This is a genomic window from Achromobacter sp. JCM 18799 (assembly GCF_055395645.1).
Genome location: NZ_AP043866.1, coordinates 2,430,815 through 2,448,071 on the forward strand (window position 1 = coordinate 2,430,815; position 17,257 = coordinate 2,448,071).

At 66.0% G+C, this 17,257-nt stretch carries 16 protein-coding genes and 1 pseudogene; 9 read left to right on the top strand and 8 right to left on the bottom strand.

Annotation, left to right across the window (positions count from 1 at the left end; translation table 11 throughout):
* The first annotated feature begins 2 nt into the window (after window positions 1–2).
* The 6 genes from ACZ5YA_RS11470 (at window position 3) to ACZ5YA_RS11495 (ending at window position 7,584) form a co-directional block, all read left to right on the top strand.
* On the top strand, window positions 3–791 hold the full coding sequence (locus tag ACZ5YA_RS11470) for a 3-hydroxybutyrate dehydrogenase (protein WP_118934123.1): 789 nt from the start codon (window positions 3–5) through the stop codon (window positions 789–791).
* A gap of 21 nt (window positions 792–812) precedes the next feature.
* On the top strand, window positions 813–2,183 hold the full coding sequence (fahA, locus tag ACZ5YA_RS11475; protein WP_464092522.1) for a fumarylacetoacetase: 1,371 nt from the start codon (window positions 813–815) through the stop codon (window positions 2,181–2,183).
* 71 nt (window positions 2,184–2,254) lie between these two features.
* Entirely contained in the window at window positions 2,255–3,214 is a 960-nt protein-coding gene (locus tag ACZ5YA_RS11480; protein ID WP_464092523.1) for a Bug family tripartite tricarboxylate transporter substrate binding protein, read from the top strand.
* 65 nt (window positions 3,215–3,279) lie between these two features.
* Entirely contained in the window at window positions 3,280–5,949 is a 2,670-nt protein-coding gene (gene mutS / locus ACZ5YA_RS11485) for a DNA mismatch repair protein MutS (RefSeq protein ID WP_464092524.1), read from the top strand.
* The gene (locus tag ACZ5YA_RS11490) at window positions 5,946–7,139 is read left to right on the top strand and encodes a ribosomal protein uL16 3-hydroxylase (RefSeq protein ID WP_464092525.1); all 1,194 of its coding nucleotides are present in this window, start codon (window positions 5,946–5,948) and stop codon (window positions 7,137–7,139) included. The genes mutS and ACZ5YA_RS11490 overlap by 4 nt, the downstream gene beginning before the upstream one ends.
* Before the next feature lie 217 nt (window positions 7,140–7,356).
* Entirely contained in the window at window positions 7,357–7,584 is a 228-nt protein-coding gene (locus ACZ5YA_RS11495) for an endopeptidase (protein WP_464092526.1), read from the top strand.
* A 442-nt stretch (window positions 7,585–8,026) separates the two neighbouring features.
* Here ACZ5YA_RS11495 and ACZ5YA_RS11500 read toward each other — a convergent pair.
* The 6 genes and pseudogenes from ACZ5YA_RS11500 to ACZ5YA_RS11525 form a co-directional block, all read right to left on the bottom strand.
* A pseudogene (locus ACZ5YA_RS11500) lies at window positions 8,027–8,548 on the bottom strand (IS110 family RNA-guided transposase); the annotation flags it as partial.
* Window positions 8,549–8,666: 118 nt separating this feature from the next.
* Window positions 8,667–9,656 (bottom strand): fimbrial protein, encoded by a 990-nt coding sequence (locus ACZ5YA_RS11505; protein WP_464092527.1) that lies wholly within the window; start codon window positions 9,654–9,656, stop codon window positions 8,667–8,669.
* Between the two features lie 325 nt (window positions 9,657–9,981).
* Window positions 9,982–11,106: an outer membrane protein assembly factor BamC gene (gene bamC, locus ACZ5YA_RS11510; protein WP_059371942.1), complete on the bottom strand. Its 1,125-nt coding sequence runs from the start codon at window positions 11,104–11,106 to the stop codon at window positions 9,982–9,984.
* 17 nt (window positions 11,107–11,123) lie between these two features.
* Window positions 11,124–12,029, bottom strand: a complete 906-nt coding sequence (dapA, locus tag ACZ5YA_RS11515; RefSeq protein WP_059371940.1) for a 4-hydroxy-tetrahydrodipicolinate synthase — start codon at window positions 12,027–12,029, stop codon at window positions 11,124–11,126.
* A gap of 87 nt (window positions 12,030–12,116) precedes the next feature.
* Complete coding sequence (locus ACZ5YA_RS11520; protein ID WP_059371937.1) at window positions 12,117–12,764, bottom strand: site-2 protease family protein; 648 nt, start codon at window positions 12,762–12,764, stop codon at window positions 12,117–12,119.
* Window positions 12,765–12,833: 69 nt separating this feature from the next.
* Window positions 12,834–13,460: an L-threonylcarbamoyladenylate synthase gene (locus tag ACZ5YA_RS11525; protein WP_059371935.1), complete on the bottom strand. Its 627-nt coding sequence runs from the start codon at window positions 13,458–13,460 to the stop codon at window positions 12,834–12,836.
* A gap of 86 nt (window positions 13,461–13,546) precedes the next feature.
* On the opposite strand from ACZ5YA_RS11525, the gene ypfJ reads away from it, so the two are divergent.
* The 3 genes from ypfJ to ACZ5YA_RS11540 all read left to right on the top strand — a co-directional run bounded on the left by ypfJ (window position 13,547) and on the right by ACZ5YA_RS11540 (window position 15,882).
* Window positions 13,547–14,401, top strand: a complete 855-nt coding sequence (gene ypfJ / locus ACZ5YA_RS11530; protein ID WP_251882096.1) for a KPN_02809 family neutral zinc metallopeptidase — start codon at window positions 13,547–13,549, stop codon at window positions 14,399–14,401.
* A gap of 183 nt (window positions 14,402–14,584) precedes the next feature.
* A complete protein-coding gene (locus ACZ5YA_RS11535; RefSeq protein WP_054453268.1) occupies window positions 14,585–15,121 on the top strand; it encodes a hypothetical protein in 537 nt (178 codons plus the stop codon).
* On the top strand, window positions 15,118–15,882 hold the full coding sequence (locus ACZ5YA_RS11540) for a DUF1828 domain-containing protein (protein ID WP_059371932.1): 765 nt from the start codon (window positions 15,118–15,120) through the stop codon (window positions 15,880–15,882). The genes ACZ5YA_RS11535 and ACZ5YA_RS11540 overlap by 4 nt, the downstream gene beginning before the upstream one ends.
* A gap of 7 nt (window positions 15,883–15,889) precedes the next feature.
* Here ACZ5YA_RS11540 and ACZ5YA_RS11545 read toward each other — a convergent pair whose 3' ends face one another.
* Both ACZ5YA_RS11545 and ACZ5YA_RS11550 read right to left on the bottom strand, forming a co-directional pair.
* Complete coding sequence (locus tag ACZ5YA_RS11545) at window positions 15,890–16,162, bottom strand: hypothetical protein (RefSeq protein ID WP_054453716.1); 273 nt, start codon at window positions 16,160–16,162, stop codon at window positions 15,890–15,892.
* Between the two features lie 271 nt (window positions 16,163–16,433).
* The gene (locus tag ACZ5YA_RS11550) at window positions 16,434–17,171 is read right to left on the bottom strand and encodes an ArsR/SmtB family transcription factor (protein ID WP_059371930.1); all 738 of its coding nucleotides are present in this window, start codon (window positions 17,169–17,171) and stop codon (window positions 16,434–16,436) included.
* Window positions 17,172–17,257: the final 86 nt, after the last annotated feature.

The following is a 17,257-nucleotide window of genomic DNA, read 5'->3' on the forward strand; positions in this document are numbered from 1 at the left end:
GCATGGCTGATCTTTCGGGGCGGGTGGCCCTGGTAACCGGTTCGACCAGCGGCATCGGCCTGGCGGTAGCGCGGCGCCTGGCGCGCTCCGGCGCGACCCTGGTGCTCAACGGCCTGGCCGACGCTTCGGCGGCCGACGCGCTCTGCGCCGAATTCCGCGATACCTATGGCGTGCCGGTCCGTTTCCAGCCCTGTGACCTGCGCAAGCCGGCCGAGATCGAGGCCATGATGGCCGAGTTGAACCAGGCCTACGGCGCGCTGGACATCCTGGTCAACAACGCCGGCATCCAGCACGTCAGCCAGATCGAAGCCTTTCCGGTCGACAAGTGGGACGACATGATCGCGGTCAACCTGTCCGCCAGCTTCCACACCATACGCACCGCACTGCCTGCCATGCGCGCACGCAACTGGGGCCGCATCGTCAACATGGCATCCATCAGCGGCTTGCGCGGCCGCGCCGGCAAGACCGGCTACAACGCCACCAAGCACGGCTTGATCGGCCTCACCAAATCGGTGGCGCTGGAAACCGCGCAGACCGCCATCACCTGCAACGCCATCTGCCCCGGCTGGGTACACACGCCGCTGGTGCAGAAGCAGATCGACGCACTGGCCGAACGTGACGGCCTGGACAATGCCGCAGCCACCAACAAGCTGTTGGGCCTGCGCCAGCCTTCGGGCAAGTTCGTCACCCTGGAGCAAATCGCCGGGCTGTGCGAGTTCTTCTGCTCGCCCGACGCCGACGAAGTCCGCGGCGTGGCCTGGGCCATGGACGGCGGCACGACCGCGGCCTGAAGCGACGACGACCTCACGAACATGCGCGCAGGCCGGGCAGCGGCGCGCAGCCATACCGACAATGCCCGCGAGGAGTACACGATGCTGGACCACACCCACGCGCCCACCGCCCAGAGCTGGGTCGACGGCGCCGACGGCCATCCGGATTTCCCGGTGCAGAACCTGCCGATGGGCGTGTTCCGCCACGATGGCGGCGCACCACGAATCGGCGTCGCCATCGGCGAACAGGTGCTGGATGTCCAGGCCGCCGTGGAACTGGGCCTGCTGGACGGACTGGACCCGGTCGCACGCCAAGCGCTGTCGGCGCGCAGGCTCAACGACTGGATGGCTTTGCCCGGCCCCACCCGCAAGGCTGTGCGGCACGCGCTGTTCGCCCTGCTGGACGCCGCACACCCTGACCGCGCGCGGCATGAGGCCCATGCCGCGCGCCTGCTGCACCCGCAAGCGCAGTGCGAACTGCTGCTGCCCGCGGACGTGGGCGACTACACCGATTTCTATGCGGGCATCCATCACGCAAGCCAAGTGGGCAAGCTGTTCCGCCCCAACAACCCGCTGATGCCGAACTACAAGCACGTGCCCATTGCCTACCATGGCCGCGCGTCCTCCATCTGCGCGTCCGACACGCCCGTGCGGCGGCCCCGCGGCCAGGTCAGGATCGCGGCCGGCGTCGATACGCCGGCCTTCCGGCCCTCGGCGCAATTGGACTTCGAACTGGAACTGGCCATCTGGATCGGCCCCGGCAATGCCCTCGGGGAGCCGGTGCCGCTGGAGCTCGCCGCCGGCCACATCGCCGGCTACGGCCTGCTGAACGACTGGTCCGCGCGCGACATCCAGGCCTGGGAATACCAGCCGCTGGGCCCCTTCCAGGGCAAGAACTTCGCGTCCACGGTTTCGCCCTGGATCGTGACCAGCGAGGCGCTGGCCCCGTTCCGCCGCGCCGCGATGGCGCGCGGCGACGCCGATCCCGAACTGCTGCCCTACCTGCGCGACGCCAGGGATGCCGCCAGCGGCGGACTGGAGATCGCGCTGCAGGCGTGGCTATCCACGCCGCTCATGCGCGAACGCGCGCAGGCGCCGCGCCAGCTGTCGGCATCCGACGCGCGCCACCTGTACTGGACGCCCGCGCAGATGGTGGCGCAGCACACGCTGGGCGGCTGCAACCTGCGCCCCGGCGACCTGCTGGGCTCGGGCACCATCTCCACGCCCGACGACAGCGGCCACGGCAGCCTGCTCGAACTGACGCACGGCGGCACGCAACCCATTACCCTGCCCTCGGGCGAAACCCGGCTGTTCCTGGAGGCCGGAGACGAAGTCACCCTGACGGCCCATTGCAGCCGCGAGGGTTTCCAGCGCATCGGCTTCGGCGCAAGCCGCGCGCGCATCATCGATTGACGTTCAATACCAGGCATCCCGCTAGACCTGGAGACGGCCGGCAAGCCGGCGGCACACTAAGGAGGAATGACATGAAGAAGATCCTGGCAGCAGGCATGATGGTCCTGACAAGCGCAGGCAGCGCCCCCGCGCTGGCGCAGGACTTTCCCAACCACCCGATCCGCCTGATCATCCCGTACTCCGCCGGCGGCGTCACCGACGTGGTCGGCCGCGCCCTGGCCGAGCAGTCCGGCAAGCGCCTCGGCCAGACCGTGGTGGTCGAGAACAAGACTGGCGCCAACGGCACGCTGGGCGCGACCCAGATGCTCAACACCGCGCCCGACGGCTATACCGTCACCATGGTGCCCATCGGCATCTTCCGCATGCCGCACATCACCGGCACGCGCTACGACCCGGTCAAGGACCTGACCTACATCTCGATGATCGCCGGCTACAACTACTACGTCGCCGTCGCCTCGGACTCGCCCTGGAAGACGCTGGACGACCTGGTCGCCTACGCCAAGTCCAAGCCCGACACGATTTCCTACGGCACGCCGGGCGCCTACAGCAGCCAGCACATCGCCATGGTGCAGCTGGGCGAAGCCGCCCAGGCCAAATGGACCCACGTGCCCTACAAGGGCGACGCCGACGCGCTGACCGCCATGCTGGGCGGCCACATCCAGGTGCTGGTCGGCGCCAGCACCATCCTGCCCTACGTCGCCTCGGGCAAGGTCCGCATCCTCGCGTCGCTGGGCGACAAGCGTTCCCCCGACCTGCCGGACGTCCCCACCCTGAAGGAAGCCGGCTATCCCGTGGTGCACACCTCGCCCTTCGGCATCGCCGGTCCCAAGGGCATGGACCCGGCCGTGATCGCCAAGCTCGACGGCGCCTTCCGCGACACGCTCAACGACGAAGCCTTCCTGGCCCTGCTGCGCCAGTCCGGCGTATCGCCGCAGTACATGGATACAGCGAACTACACCAAGGCCGCCCACGCCAGCGCGGAAACCGAGCGTGAGGTGATCAAGAAGTTGGGGAATATCATGAACAAGTGAGGTCCGGACAAAACCAGCATCCGTCCCTCCCCGCAGCGGTTCACGCGCCCGATACAATCACGGGCATGAATTCCGCAACGCAAAACACCGCCGCCGACGCCCACCCGGGCCATACCCCCATGATGCAGCAATACCTCCGCCTGAAAGCGGAGGCAGGTCCCTTGCTGCTGTTCTACCGCATGGGGGACTTCTATGGAATGTTCTATGAAGACGCGGAGCGCGGCGCGCGTCTGCTGAACCTGACGCTGACCAAGCGCGGTTCGTCCAACGGCACGCCGATCCCGATGGCCGGGCTGCCGGTGCATGCCATGGAGCAATACCTGGCGCGGCTGGTCGCCATGGGCGAGTCCATCGCCATCTGCGAGCAGATCGGCGACCCGGCGACGTCCAAGGGTCCGGTCGAGCGCCGCATCGTGCGCATCGTCACACCCGGCACGCTGACGGACGATGCGCTGCTGCCGGCCAAGGCGGACCGCGCGCTGGCCGCCGTGTTCGTGGGCGGCACCGCGCGCGCGCCGCGCGCGGGGCTGGCCTGGCTGAACCTGGCCAGCGGCGAATTCCGCGTGACCGAATGTGCGCCGGCGCAGCTGGAATCCGAGCTGCACCGCATCGCGCCGGCCGAGATCGTCTGCGCCGACAGCGCCGAATTCGATTTCCCGTTCGAAGGCGCGCGGGCCCGCGTGCCCGATTGGCACTTCGAAGCGGACAGCGCGCGCGCGCACCTGCTGGCGCATTTCAAGACAGATACGCTGGCGGGCTTCGACATCGAAGACATGCCGGCCGGCATCTGCGCCGCGGGCGCGCTGCTGCGCTACGCCGCCCGCACCCAGTCGCAGGCCCTGGCCCACGTGCAGAGCCTGTCGGCGGAGCGCCCCGGCCAGTACGTGCTGCTGGACCCGGTCACGCGCCGCAACCTGGAGCTGACGCAGACGCTGTCGGGCGAAGATTCGCCGACGCTGTTCTCGTTGCTGGACGGCTGCCGCACGCCCATGGGCAGCCGGCTGCTGCGCCGCTGGCTGCACCATCCGCTGCGCGAGAACGAACAGGCGCTGGCGCGCCAGCAAGCCATCTCGGCGCTGCTGGCGGGCCGCATGGACATGGAGCAAACCTTCGGCGCGGCCGGCTTTGGTTCGGCCGGCCTGCTGGAGTCCTTGCGCAGCGCATTGAACGCCTTCCCGGACATCGAGCGCATCGCCGCCCGCCTGGCGCTGCGTTCGGTGCGCCCGCGCGAGCTGGCCAGCCTGCGCGACGCGCTGCAAGCCCTGCCGGCGCTGCGCGACCAGGTCGAGCCGATGGCGGATTCGCCGCGGCTGGGCGAACTGGTCTCGCACCTGTCGGTGGACCCGGCCCTGGCCGCCCTGCTGGTGCGCGCCATTGCCGCCGAACCTGCTGTCGCCATCCGCGACGGCGGCGTGCTGGCGGCGGGCTTCGACGCCGAACTGGACGAGCTGCGCGGCCTCGCGGCCGACGGCGGCGACTTCCTGGTGCAGCTGGAAGCCCGCGAGCGCGAACGCACCGGCATCAGCAACCTGCGCGTGGAGTTCAACCGCGTGCATGGCTTCTACATCGAAGTCACCAAGGGCCAGACCGCCAAGGTGCCGGAGGACTACCGCCGCCGCCAGACGCTGAAGAACGCCGAACGCTACATCACCCCTGAACTCAAAACCTGGGAAGACAAAGTGCTGTCCGCCCAGGACCGTTCGCTGGCCCGCGAGAAATGGCTGTTCGAGCAATTGCTGGACGTGCTGGCCGAGCACGTGCGGCCGCTGTCGGATTGCGCGGCCGCCTTGGCCGAACTGGACGCGCTGGCCGCCCTGGCCGATCACGCGCGCCGCCACGACTGGATCGCGCCCGAACTGTCCGAACAGGCCGACATCGACATCGATGCCGGCCGCCACCCGGTGGTGGAACACGCCATCGAGCGCTTTACCCCCAACGGCTGCCGTCTGGAGCCGGCGCGCCGCATGCTGCTGATCACCGGCCCGAACATGGGCGGTAAATCGACCTACATGCGGCAGGTGGCGCTGATCGTGCTGCTGGCGCGCATCGGCAGCTTCGTGCCCGCGTCGCGCGCCCGCATCGGCAAGATCGACCGCATCTTCACCCGCATCGGCGCGGCCGACGACCTGGCGGGCGGCCGCTCGACCTTCATGATGGAAATGACCGAGGCGGCCGCCATTCTGTCGGCCAGCACGCCCAACAGCCTGGTGCTGATGGACGAGATCGGCCGCGGCACGTCCACCTATGACGGCCTGGCGCTGGCCTGGGCCATCGCCTGCCGCCTGCTGGCCCACAACCGTGCGCTGACGCTGTTCGCCACCCACTATTTCGAGCTGACCCGCCTGCCGGCGGAACAGCCGGCCTCGGCCAACGTGCACCTGGCCGCGGCCGAATCGGCCGGCGGCATCGTGTTCCTGCACGAAGTGCGCGAAGGCCCGGCCAGCCGCAGCTACGGGATCCAGGTGGCGCAGCGCGCGGGCGTGCCCGCCGCCGTGATCCGCCAGGCCTCGCGCGAGCTGGAGCGCCTGGAGGCCCAAGGCGCACCCACGCCGCAGCTTGGCCTGTTCGCGGCCGCGGCTGACGCCGACGCCCAGGCCTATGCCGAAGCCGACCGTTCCGACGACCTCGACGCCCTGGACGCCCTGCGCGAGGAACTCGCCGCCATCGACCCCGACAGCCTGACCCCGCGCGAAGCGCTGGACGCCCTCTACCGCCTGAAGAAGCACCTGCAATGAACCTCGACCATCCCTTGGCCCTGCTGGGCAACCAGAGCCCCAACGACTTCATGCGCCGCTACTGGCAGCGCAAGCCCCTCTTGATCCGCCAGGCCATCCCCGGCTTCAAGCCGCCGGTCACGATCGCCGCCATCAAGAAACTGGCGCGCCGCGACGACGTGGAGTCGCGCCTGATCTGGCGCGAGAACGGCGAATGGCAAATGGAGAACGGCCCGTTCGCGCGCCTGCCCAAGGACAACGAAGGCGATTGGACCTTGCTGGTGCAAAGCGTGGACCTGCACAGCGATGCCGCATCCGAACTGATGCAGCTGTTCCGCTTCATCCCCGACGCGCGTCTGGACGACGTGATGATCAGCATCGCCAGCCATGGCGGCGGCGTGGGTCCGCACTTCGACAGCTACGACGTGTTCCTGCTGCAGGCCGCCGGCGAGCGCGAATGGCGCTATGGCCGCCAGAAGGACCTGTCGCTGGAGCCGGGCCTGCCGCTGAAGATCCTGAGCCGTTTCGAGCCCGAAGAAACGGCCGCGCTGGCGCCCGGCGACATGCTCTACCTGCCCCCGCAGGCGGCCCACGACGGCGTCGCGGTAGGCGACGGCTGCATGACCATCTCCATCGGTTTTCGCGCGCCCACGCAGGCAACGCTGGCGCGCGGGCTGCTCGAAGCGGCCGCGGACCAGGTCATGGCTCGCGTCGGCCTCCTGGGCGGCCCCTATGGCGAGCCCGCCCTGCCCGGTCCGAAACTGTCGGCGGTCTATCGCGACCCCGGCCAGCCCGCGGTCGACACACCCGCCGCGCTGCCGGACGCGCTGGTGGCCGCCACGCTGGAAACCGTGGAAAAGCTGCGCTTCGACGACGCGCTCGCCTCGCGCTTCCTGGGCTGCTGGCTGACCGAGCCCAGCAATCTCAGCGTGTTCGACGCTCCCGAAGGCATGGACGTGGACCTGGAAGAAGACTGGCCTGCCGCGGGCCGGCTGGTGCTGGACCGGCGCAGCCGCATGCTCTATCGCGGCAAGCAGCTCTTCATCAATGGCGAGACTGCCATGGTGCCCGCAGACGCCGCCCTGCGCACGCTGGCGGACGCGCGCAGCCTGGATTGTGCGGATCCGTCCTGCGCCCGCCTGACCGACGAAGCGCGCTCCTGCCTGGCGGATTGGCTGGATTCCGGCTGGATCCGCTACGTCGCGGCGTAGCATCCCGACACGGCCCCGTATCAGTCCTGTACAGAAGGAAATCAGGTCTGATACGCGGGACACATCAAGAAAGAGATAACACGAAGCTGAAAGGTTTGTTGCCGTTGGGATGCGACCTTTTTAAATTTCATACGCGTTGCGCCCGCGTGTTCCTGTAGTCTGACTTCTGGTTTCCCCTAATGGGGTTTCAAGAGTCGTCATCTACAGGAGTCTAAAAATGATGAGCAAAACCTTGATTATTGCCTCGGTGCTGGCCGTCGCGCTGAGCGCCTGCAACAAGAAGGAAGATGCCCCGGCGCCCGCGACCAACCCCGCTCCGGGCGCAAGCGCGCCCGCCCCCTCCACGACGCCCCCGGCCACCTCGCCGGCTCCGGCGCCCACGCCCAACACCACGCCGGGTGGCGGTTCGACCACCCCGGGCGGCTCGACCACGCCCGCGTCCTAATAAAAACTCAGCGACGAACCCCCGCTCTGAGGACGCAAGAAAATCTATGGTCAGCCCGTTTTTTGCAAGCGAGTTGGTGTTGGCGTAGATTGGGCTTTGCTCAAATCTATTCGGAGTCAGTTGGGGACAGGTCCCCGCTCCATGATGAGAGTCGCGCCCGGCAAACCAAAAAAACCCCTCAGCATGGAAAGCTGCTGTTTTTCATGGCAGGTTTTTTTGCCAGGCCGTTGAGCCATTTATGTCTTCACGTACTCGCGCCGCAGAACCAGGAAGTGACTGCGTAAAACGGTGATGAATGTCAGGTTGCGCTAACGGCCTGCCCACTTCGATAGTTCGTTCCATTGGCGAGGATGGCCCAGGCTATCCTCGCCAATTTATTGGCCAGCGCGCAGGCCACCACGTTCGAGTGACACCTTGCCAGCAGTTCGCGCCCCCAGATGCCCAGCCGAGGCGGCAGCTCCTGCTCGGCCAGCACTGCCGGCAGGCGCCGGATGATTGCCTGGCCGCGCGGCGGACTGATGCCGAACTCCAGTAAAAGGGCGTGGACCTGGTTGATCACGCCGGTGCGCTCGCGCACCAGCGACTCTCGCACGCGGCGCAGCGCCGAGACGGTCTGCTGAGCCTCGTTGCGGGCGCTCACGAGCCGCATGCTTGGGCGCGAAGCGGCCTCGCAGATCGCCTGCGCATCGGCGAAGTCGTTCTTGTTGCCCTGCACGAAGGGGCGCACGAACTGGGGCGAGATCAGCTTGGCTTGGTGGTCCAGCGCCAGAATGCGGCGTGCCATTCAATGAGCTCCCGCACAAGCCTCCATTACCACCGTGCTGCACGGCATATTGCCCAGTAGCGTAAACAGTTGCTGGCGCGAACACTTCTTGCGAAACACCATCCTGCCGCTCGCGTCCTGTCCGTGCAGATGGAAGCTATGCTTGCCCAGATCGATGCCAATCAGCGTCACGATGCTCATGAGAGGTCGCCCAGAAAGAACAATCCCCACTCAGCGTACCGCTTCGTGGGGATCGGGCTGACCATCTCATTAAGCCCCGGCTGTCACGGCCGGGGCTTTTTCGTGTCCAGGTGACGCGCTATTGATAGCTCATCGTGAATGTCGCAAGACCGTTGGCCGAGCCTGGGGTCACGGTCTGCCCGGTCTGGACATAGCGGGCATTCAGCGGGATGGAGAATGAGCCGTTCCCGGTCACCCCTGCCACCCATTGATTCTGCGCGCCCCAGGCGGACGAGCTCGGCCCGTATTGGACGACAGTCGTTCCGTTCAATACCTGGATCCCCACGCCTTTGGCGGTTGAGGTTGGCGTCAACGATAGCGTGTCGGACAGGTTTGCAAGATTGGTCTGATCGGTCAACGTGACCGCGACGTTGACCGTCGCGGGAGGAACGCCGCCAGAACAGGTCAGGCCTATGCTGAAGGGCTTCTCCGGGGAAAATGATCCGATTCCGGTAAATACCTTGCTCGGGACGGGTGGAAACTTGACCACCACGGAAGGCGTCGCAACGGAGCAGGTCGGCTTCTTCGGTGAAACTTCGATTCCCCCCGAGATGCGAATGGAGGCGAACTGGAAATTTCCAGCGTTCTGGACGATACCTTTGGCAATTTCGCCTGTCAGCGTACCCGACTGGGTAATCGGCCCGGTCTTGACCAGCTCGAATCTCAAGGACCCTTCCCCGAACGTGGCGTAGGGATTGGTGTTCTGAAAACCGACCGGAAAGTAAACTGCAAAAGCGGTCCATCGCAGCCGCACGCCTATGCCGGGAATGGCGGTCTGGTATACGTTATTGGAGAGCAGCGGACCGGTGGTGCCTTCGTAGTAGTTGCTCAGGTACGCCCCCGCGCCGGGGCAAGTAACCGTGAAATTCGTACCCCAGTTCATTTTGAGATCTCTAGTCACGAGAGGCGTCCAGTCCGCGACGTTCGGGTCGATACTGGGCAACGTGACCGGCTCAAGCATGAACACGCCTACCGAGCCTGTATTGGTCGTGCAAGCGTCGGCCGCCCAGGCTCCCGGCGCCGCGGCAATGGCGGCGACCAGCGTGGCGCAGCGGATCAGTTTTCTCATGGGCATGATTCGGGAAGTACCTAGCAAATTGCGTAAGCCACAACTATATGGATAACGGCACAGGACACGAATCAGCCCCATCCGAAAAATGTTCGGACAACAATAGGACTTGTCCCACCACCTCGATTGCACTCCTTGCCGAAGCGCCTGACTCGCTGCGGCCGTCCCGCGTGAAGGTGCCCAAGCGCGTGATGTTGTCCCCAAAAAAAGAGGCCCCGACAGTGAACTGTCCCCGAAAGTTGGACATAGATCCAACCTTCGGGGACAGTTCACCGTAGGGGCCTCTCTTGTGCGGGCCTGCGCGTGAGCGCAGAACCGTCTGGTCTTACATCTTGTCCTTCAGCACGCTCAGCAGACGCTGGGCGGTGGCGCTATTGTCGCGCGCGCCATTGGCATCCAGCACGGTCACCACGGTCTGGTCGCCGCTGGCGGCCAGGTGGATACGGTACTGAGGCGCCTCGGCCTTCTTGTCGCCCGAGAACATGCGGCTGAAGAAGCCCGGCTGCTCCATCTTTTCGCCCGTGTCGGTGTCGACATAGCGGACGAAGTAGTCGCCAGCGGAGCGGTCGCGGTCGTCCACGGCGAAGCCGCCGCCATCCAGCGCCACGCCGACACGGCGCCAGGCGCGGTCGTACGATTCGGCAACGAGCAGCGAGGCGCCCTGGGCGCGGACGTCCTGCTGCACGGCGGGTTTCTGCGGCGCGGCCTCGGCCTGCTGCACCAGCTTGCGGGCGTTGTCGACGTCGGAGCCCAGATAGACCATCATGCGCGCCAGCATGGCGGCGTTCAGGCCCGGGTCTTCCTTGCCGTTCTGCCATTGCACCTGCATGCCGTCGGCGCCGACGCGCTTCTCAAGCATCTGGCGATGGCTGACGTAGACCTCGGTGTGGCCGTTCACGCGTTCGACGCGCGTACGGAATTTCTCGCGCTCGCCGCTGTCCCAGGCCGACTCCAGCACCGCGCCCAACGCTTGGCGCAGCCAGCTTTCCGGGATCTTGGCGCGGTTTTCCGCCCAGTCGGTTTCGATCAGGCCTGCGCTCGGGTTGTTGCTTGCCACGGTGAAACCGCTTTCGGTCCAGAAGTCCACCAGACGCGGGAACACGTCTTCGGGAGCACGGTCCACGACCAGCCAGCGCAGGTCGCCGTCACGCTCGACACGCATGTCCTGGCGGCCGGGGAGCACGTTGCTGGTCTTGGGCTGGGAAGCTTGCGCCTGGCCCTGTTGCTGGAACTGCGAATAAGTGGTGGAGCCCGAAGCGGGCGCGCGATAGCGCGGATCGCTGTTGGCCTGGGTCAGGTCGGGGGGAATGCTGAGCGGCTCCCCACGCTGGGTGACGGCGCTCTTGTAGTTGACGGACTCTTCATTGCCCAGGAATTGATTGACCTCACTGCAACCGGCCAACAACACCAGAGACATCAATGCCGACAAACCGGCATGACGCTTGTTCATACGTATCCTCACGATATTTAGAGCAGGCCCGTTTCCTGGAGCGCGGCGCGCACGGTCGCGTGGTGCTGCGCCCCCAGTTCAACCAGCGGCAGCCGGTAGCCCAGTGCGCTGCGGCCCATTTCGGCCAACGCCCACTTGACGGGGATGGGGTTGGCTTCCACGAACAAAGCCTTGTTCAGACGCGCCAGGTACGCGTTAAGTTCACGCACCTTCGGCACATTGCCGGCCAGGGCGGCGGCACAGAGCTCACGCATGAGCTTGGGCGCCACGTTGGCCGTAACGGAAATATTGCCGCGCGCGCCCAGCAGGATCAGGGCGGCGGCGGTGGGGTCATCGCCGCTGAAGACCTGGAAGCTGGCCGGCGCTTCGCGCAGCAGCAGGCCGCCGCGGGCGATATCGCCCGTGGCGTCCTTGATGCCGATGATGCCCGGCACCTGCGCCAGGCGCAGGACCGTTTCGTTGCTCATGTCGGCAACGGTACGGCCCGGCACGTTGTACAGGATGGTGGGCAGATCGACGGCTTCCGCGATGGTGCGGAAGTGACGGTACAAACCTTCTTGCGAGGGCTTGTTGTAATAGGGAACGACCGACAGGCCAGCCTGCGCGCCCACGGCCTTGGCGTGGCGCGTCAGGTGGATGGCTTCGTCGGTGGAGTTGGCGCCCACGCCGGCGATGACCGGAATGCGGCCCGCAGCGTGTTCGACCGCAACGCGGATCAGCTCCGCATGTTCTTCCATGGAGACCGTGGGCGACTCCCCGGTGGTGCCGACCACCACCAGTGCGTCGGTTCCTTCCTGGATATGCCAGTCAATCAGCGACCGGTAGGCCGCGTAGTCCAGACTGCCGTCGGGCTGCATGGGAGTGACCAGAGCCACCATGCTGCCTTGGAAATTAACGCCTGCGGCGGTTGCAGGGGATGCCATAAATGTAGGGCTCCAAAACCCCGTGGCGGGATGCCCCAGGGCCAGAATCAAAGAAACCGTTAAGTTTAACGGATATTGGCTGAAATCCTACAGAAACCACTGGACGATGGTCGTCCCCAGGGAGAGTACCGGCCGCATCAATAGCCAGAGCACATCCGTCACCAGCAAGATGACGACGATCACCAGACCATACGGCTCTATTTTCGAGTATTGCCAGGCCAGGCGGTTGGGCAGCAGGCTGAAGAGGATGCGTCCCCCGTCCAACGGCAGGATGGGCAGCAGGTTCAAGGCCATCAGCACCAGGTTGACGTTCACGCCGGCCACGGCCATTTCGAACCAGAACGACTCCTGCAGGCCGGACTCCAGGAAGATGCGCAGCGAAAACGCCCACAGGACGGCCATGAACAGGTTGGCGGCGGGTCCCGCCAGCGCCACCCACAGCATGTCCTGCTTGGGCCGGCGCAAGCGGCCGAAATCCACCGGCACGGGCTTGGCCCAGCCGAACAGCATGCCCGGGCTGCCCAAAAGCTTGGAGGCCAGCAGGATCGCCACCGGCACCAGCAGCGTGCCGACCGGATCGATGTGCCGCGCGGGATTCAGGCTGACGCGTCCAGCCTGATAGGCCGTGGGGTCGCCGAACATCCGCGCGACGTAGCCGTGCGCGGCTTCGTGCAAGGTGATGGCGAAGATGACCGGTATCGCGTAGACCGCAATGGTTTGGATGATGTCATTCATGGCGAACCGGATTGTAGATGAGCCGCGCGCCGGCGCATGCCGGCGTGCAGGTCGGCGCGGCGGGCGCGCTCAGGCAAGACCGAGGGTGGCAGGATCGCCGCGTCCGACGCGCACAACCACCGGGTCGTCGCCGGTGAGGTCGATCACGGTGGTGGGCGATTGCGGGCAAGCGCCCGCGTCGATGATGGCCGCCAGGGAGTGCTCATAGCGTTCGCGGATTTCTTCCGCGTCGTTCAACGCTTCGGTCTCGTCCTTGGGGATGAGCGTGGTGGACAGCAAGGGCGCTCCCACCTGCTCCAGCAGGCCCAGCATGACGGGATGGTCCGGCACCCGGATGCCGATGGTCTTGCGCGACGGATGCGAAACGCGGCGCGGCACTTCCTTGGTGGCTTCCAGGATGAAGGTCCAGGGTCCCGGCGTCGCGGCTTTCAGCAGGCGGTACTGGCGGTTGTCGACGCGCGCGAAGTGGCCGATTTCGGCCAGGTCGCGGCACAGCAGCGTGAGATGATGGCGTTCGTCCAGGCCACGCAACCGCCGCAGTCCGTCGGCGGCGTTCTTGTCGTCCAGCCGCGCGACCACGGCATAGCTCGAATCGGTAGGCACCGCGACCAGCCCGCCATCGGCCAGCCATTGGGCCGCCTGCTTCAGCAGGCGCGGTTGCGGATTCGCGGGATGAATATCGAAATACAAGGCCATAGGTTTATCCTAACACTCTTGAAGGCCGCTCAGTACAGAGCGGCGATGCAAAATGGCGGGAACGCCGACCCGCCCGGAGAAACAGTATGCGCCTTGATGACTCGCGCGAAAGCGACAATGTGGAAGACCGCCGCGCAGGCGGCCCACGCATCGGCGGCCGCGGCACCATCGGCATAGGCACGATCGTGCTGGCCCTGGTCGCCATGTATTTCGGCGTGGATCCCAGCGTGGTCCTGCAAATGGCCGAAGGCCCGCCCGTGCAGCAACAGCAGGGCCCCGCCACCCGTCCGCCCGCCAACGACAAGCAGGCAGTGTTCGTCTCGAAGGTGCTGGGCGAAACCGAAGACACCTGGAGCGCCATTTTCCAGAAGGACCTGAACCGCCAATATGTGGCGCCCAAGCTGGTGCTGTTCCGCGGCGCCACGCCCACGGCCTGCGGCACCGGACAGTCGGCCATGGGGCCGTTCTACTGCCCGGGCGACAGCAAGGTGTACATCGACCTGGCGTTCTTCGACGAATTGCAGAACCGCTTCAAGGCGCCGGGCGATTTCGCCCAGGCCTATGTCATCGCGCATGAGGTCGGCCATCACGTCCAGCATCTGCTGGGCATCTCGGACCAGGTGGACAATCTGCGCCGCCGCAATCCTGCGCAGGCCAATGCCCTGTCGGTGCGCATGGAACTGCAGGCCGACTGCTTCGCCGGCCTGTGGGCGCAGCGCGCCAACGCGGCGCGCAGCATCCTGGAAAGCGGCGACGTGGAAGAAGCCCTGACCGCCGCCACCGCGATCGGCGACGACCGCCTGCAAAAGCAGAGCCAGGGCTATGTGGTGCCCGACTCCTTCACCCACGGCTCGTCGGCCCAGCGCGTGCGCTGGTTCAAGCGCGGGCTGGAGAGCGGCAGCATCAAGCAGTGCGACACGTTCGGCGCCAGCTCGCTATAGCCGCGTGAACAAGCCCCGATGCGCCGCCCGTTGTGCTGTACATCCATACAGCACAACGGGCGGCGCAGTCTTCATCTTGTAAGATTACGCCCCCTCGCAGTGTTGCGCGTGCGCCCGCCGCCGCGCGGCGTTTGCCAGGCGCGCTGCCCGGCGCGCGCATTTCCAAGACCCTAGATCAGTTCCATGGCCAACAAGTTCGAACCGTTAATCACCGTTGATGAGGTGCAAGAGATTCTTGCCGAACCCAAGGAAACCGTAAAACCGATCGCCTGGGTCCCCAAGCCCGCCGCCAGCAATCTCCAATGGATGGAATTCGCCTGTGCCTGCCGGGTCAAGGGTGAAGTGCGCGAAGACGTGATCTTCCGCGCCACCTATCGCGGCGCGCGCACGGCAGTGCATGGCCAGGCCACCATTTTCCTGGCCGAGGCGTTCTGCGCCAGCCTCTTCGTGGGTCCGCACCGCGTGTTCGGCGTGGACACCGACGACTCCTTCCATACCAGCCTGGTGGGCGAAGGCCGGCCGCAGTACCGCAAGCCGCTTGCGGACCGCAGCCATGAACACATCTGGGTGGACGATGGCGAAGGCTACGCCGAGCCCATCGTGCCTGCCCTGCAGAATATCGGCGCGCTGATGCAATACTTCCTGCCGCGGGCGAACCTGACGCTCACCGGCGGATTCGCGCATCCCCTCAAAGGCCGCCAAATCGAACTGATCCTATGAGCACTTTCCTGGAAGCCTCCGGCTGGACCGTCCTGCCGGCGGGCGAGCACGCCATCCGCGCCATATCGCCCATGACCCTGGGCCTGGACGGGCAGCATGCGGCCTTCTTCATCGCGCATCCCGACGAGTCCACGTTCTACCTCACCGACGCCTGTGAGACCGCGATGCACGCGTCCAGCTATGGCATCGACCTGGCGGCCAAGCGCATCGACATCCTGAATGAAACGCCGGGCGTCAGCCTGGCGCACTTCGACCGCGACGGCGCCATCGTCGCCAGCGGCCCCAACGAACAGCTGCAGGAAGCGCTGTGGGACGCGGTCAAGCTGGCGATGGCCCTGTCGTTCCAGTGCGCCAAGTGGATGCCGAAGTTCAGCCAGCTGCGCTTCCGCGCGCAGGTCGGACGGGCATTGACGGCAGGCGTGGGCGTGAACCGCATGGTCAAGGGCGCGCGCGCCAAGGGCAGCAGCGGCCACACGGCCGATTTCGCCTTCGCCGTGCGCGCCGCCAGCAGCACCGCGCTGACGTACATCGAACCGATCGCCCTGAAGGCCGGCAAGAAAATGGACTGGACGCAGGTCTACCAGACCCACGGCAAGATGTCGGACGTGAAGATGGCGGACGCGCGCAACTCGCGCATGGTCATCCTGGAGGACGGCGCCTCGGCCGAGGAATTCAAGAAAGCCGTGACCATCCTGGAACAGTCCGCAACCGTGCAGACGCTGGCCAAGACGCGCGATTGGCGGGAAGTCTTTTCCGGCTAGGACGGCGTCAGGCTGGCAGGTTGGTCAGGCCGTCGACGATTTCGCGGCCGTGCAGGATCGCTGCATGCACCGCTTCGCGCGGACTGTAGACAAAGCCGCCCTCGGCAAAACGCGGAACCGGATATTCGTCGCCGCCTTCGAGCACGGCGCCAGCCTGGACCACCATCACCGACGCTATGAATACGGGGCCGCTGGATTGCGCCTGAACCTCGGCGTCTGCGCCCCGGGACACTTTGGCCGTCAGCCGGTATCCCTTGTAGATCAAGTTGTTCTGATGCACTTCGGATGCCCTCTTTCTGCGACCCAGCATACCCCGCTTGTCCATGACAGTTCGGATATGTTTTGTAACGTGGGCAGAAAATAGAAACACTGTTGCAGCGCAAGAATTGTGTCCCCGTTTTTTGAGGACGCTGCGCGCGAAGCACCTGCGCACCGCATGGCCAGGGTTGGCGCGGCTTGCGGCGCGACGCGGGATGCTGTCGCAACCCGCCGCCGCACAGGTTCACGGGGATTTCCCTAGATCTGTTGCATATGCACACCTTGTTGCGGCTTCAAGCCGCAACATGGCGGTCCTGCTGCGCAGTCGCCGCGGCCGGCTGCTCACCGGCCGGTCCAAAGAAAGCGGGAAACTGCTTTTCGCCCTTTTTCGTGACGCTCAGCGCACGTGAATCCAGATCCTTGCTGATCCACCCCCGGCGCGTCAGCGCCTCCAACAGCGCCGCGCCCAAGGCGCCGCCCAGATGCGAGCGGCGCTCGCTCCAGTCCAGGCAGGAACAGGCGAAGCGCCGCCGGCGTTGGCGCGCCTGCGACACGTCCACGCCTATCTGCGCCAGCGCTGCCTCCCCCAACGGCGTCAGCAGGTAATCGCGCCCGTCCGCCGTAAGCCATTGGCGCGACAGCATGGCGTCATGGATGCGCACGGCCAGCGTGCCCGCCATGTGGTCATAACAGGTGCGCGCCTCCCGCAGCGCCGACGGCGTGCTGGGTTTGAACGGCACGCGTTCCGCGCCAGCCACCACCAGCAAGGCCTCCAGCGCGTGTCCGACCTCGCTGTTGGCCAGGCGGTAGTAGCGGTGCTTGCCCTGCACGGCCATTTCCACCAGCCCTTGTTCCCGCAGGCGCAGGAAATGGCTGCTGGCGGTGGAGGCGCCGATGTCGGCGGCAGCCGCCAGTTCGGTCGCGGTGCGCGCGCGGCCGTCCAGCAGCACGCACAGCATGCGGGCGCGGGCCGGATCGGCGATGGCGCCAGCCACGGCGGAAAGATTGATGTCGGCGAACTCGGATTCCATGATTCGTCACAGACCAAAGTGTTGTGTGCAGAGTCAAGCATACTGCGACTCAACACAACAAGACAGCAGCCGGCCTGCCCGGACAC

What these genes read in the sequence shown, in the direction of transcription:
- ACZ5YA_RS11470 (WP_118934123.1), top strand. Translation starts at nt 3, where the DNA reads ATGGCTGATCTTTCGGGGCGGGTGGCCCTGGTAACCGGTTCGACCAGC.
- fahA (WP_464092522.1), top strand. Translation starts at nt 813, where the DNA reads ATGCGCGCAGGCCGGGCAGCGGCGCGCAGCCATACCGACAATGCCCGC.
- ACZ5YA_RS11480 (WP_464092523.1), top strand. Translation starts at nt 2,255, where the DNA reads ATGAAGAAGATCCTGGCAGCAGGCATGATGGTCCTGACAAGCGCAGGC.
- mutS (WP_464092524.1), top strand. Translation starts at nt 3,280, where the DNA reads ATGAATTCCGCAACGCAAAACACCGCCGCCGACGCCCACCCGGGCCAT.
- ACZ5YA_RS11490 (WP_464092525.1), top strand. Translation starts at nt 5,946, where the DNA reads ATGAACCTCGACCATCCCTTGGCCCTGCTGGGCAACCAGAGCCCCAAC.
- ACZ5YA_RS11495 (WP_464092526.1), top strand. Translation starts at nt 7,357, where the DNA reads ATGATGAGCAAAACCTTGATTATTGCCTCGGTGCTGGCCGTCGCGCTG.
- ACZ5YA_RS11505 (WP_464092527.1), bottom strand. Translation starts at nt 9,656, where the DNA reads ATGAGAAAACTGATCCGCTGCGCCACGCTGGTCGCCGCCATTGCCGCG.
- bamC (WP_059371942.1), bottom strand. Translation starts at nt 11,106, where the DNA reads ATGAACAAGCGTCATGCCGGTTTGTCGGCATTGATGTCTCTGGTGTTG.
- dapA (WP_059371940.1), bottom strand. Translation starts at nt 12,029, where the DNA reads ATGGCATCCCCTGCAACCGCCGCAGGCGTTAATTTCCAAGGCAGCATG.
- ACZ5YA_RS11520 (WP_059371937.1), bottom strand. Translation starts at nt 12,764, where the DNA reads ATGAATGACATCATCCAAACCATTGCGGTCTACGCGATACCGGTCATC.
- ACZ5YA_RS11525 (WP_059371935.1), bottom strand. Translation starts at nt 13,460, where the DNA reads ATGGCCTTGTATTTCGATATTCATCCCGCGAATCCGCAACCGCGCCTG.
- ypfJ (WP_251882096.1), top strand. Translation starts at nt 13,547, where the DNA reads ATGCGCCTTGATGACTCGCGCGAAAGCGACAATGTGGAAGACCGCCGC.
- ACZ5YA_RS11535 (WP_054453268.1), top strand. Translation starts at nt 14,585, where the DNA reads ATGGCCAACAAGTTCGAACCGTTAATCACCGTTGATGAGGTGCAAGAG.
- ACZ5YA_RS11540 (WP_059371932.1), top strand. Translation starts at nt 15,118, where the DNA reads ATGAGCACTTTCCTGGAAGCCTCCGGCTGGACCGTCCTGCCGGCGGGC.
- ACZ5YA_RS11550 (WP_059371930.1), bottom strand. Translation starts at nt 17,171, where the DNA reads ATGGAATCCGAGTTCGCCGACATCAATCTTTCCGCCGTGGCTGGCGCC.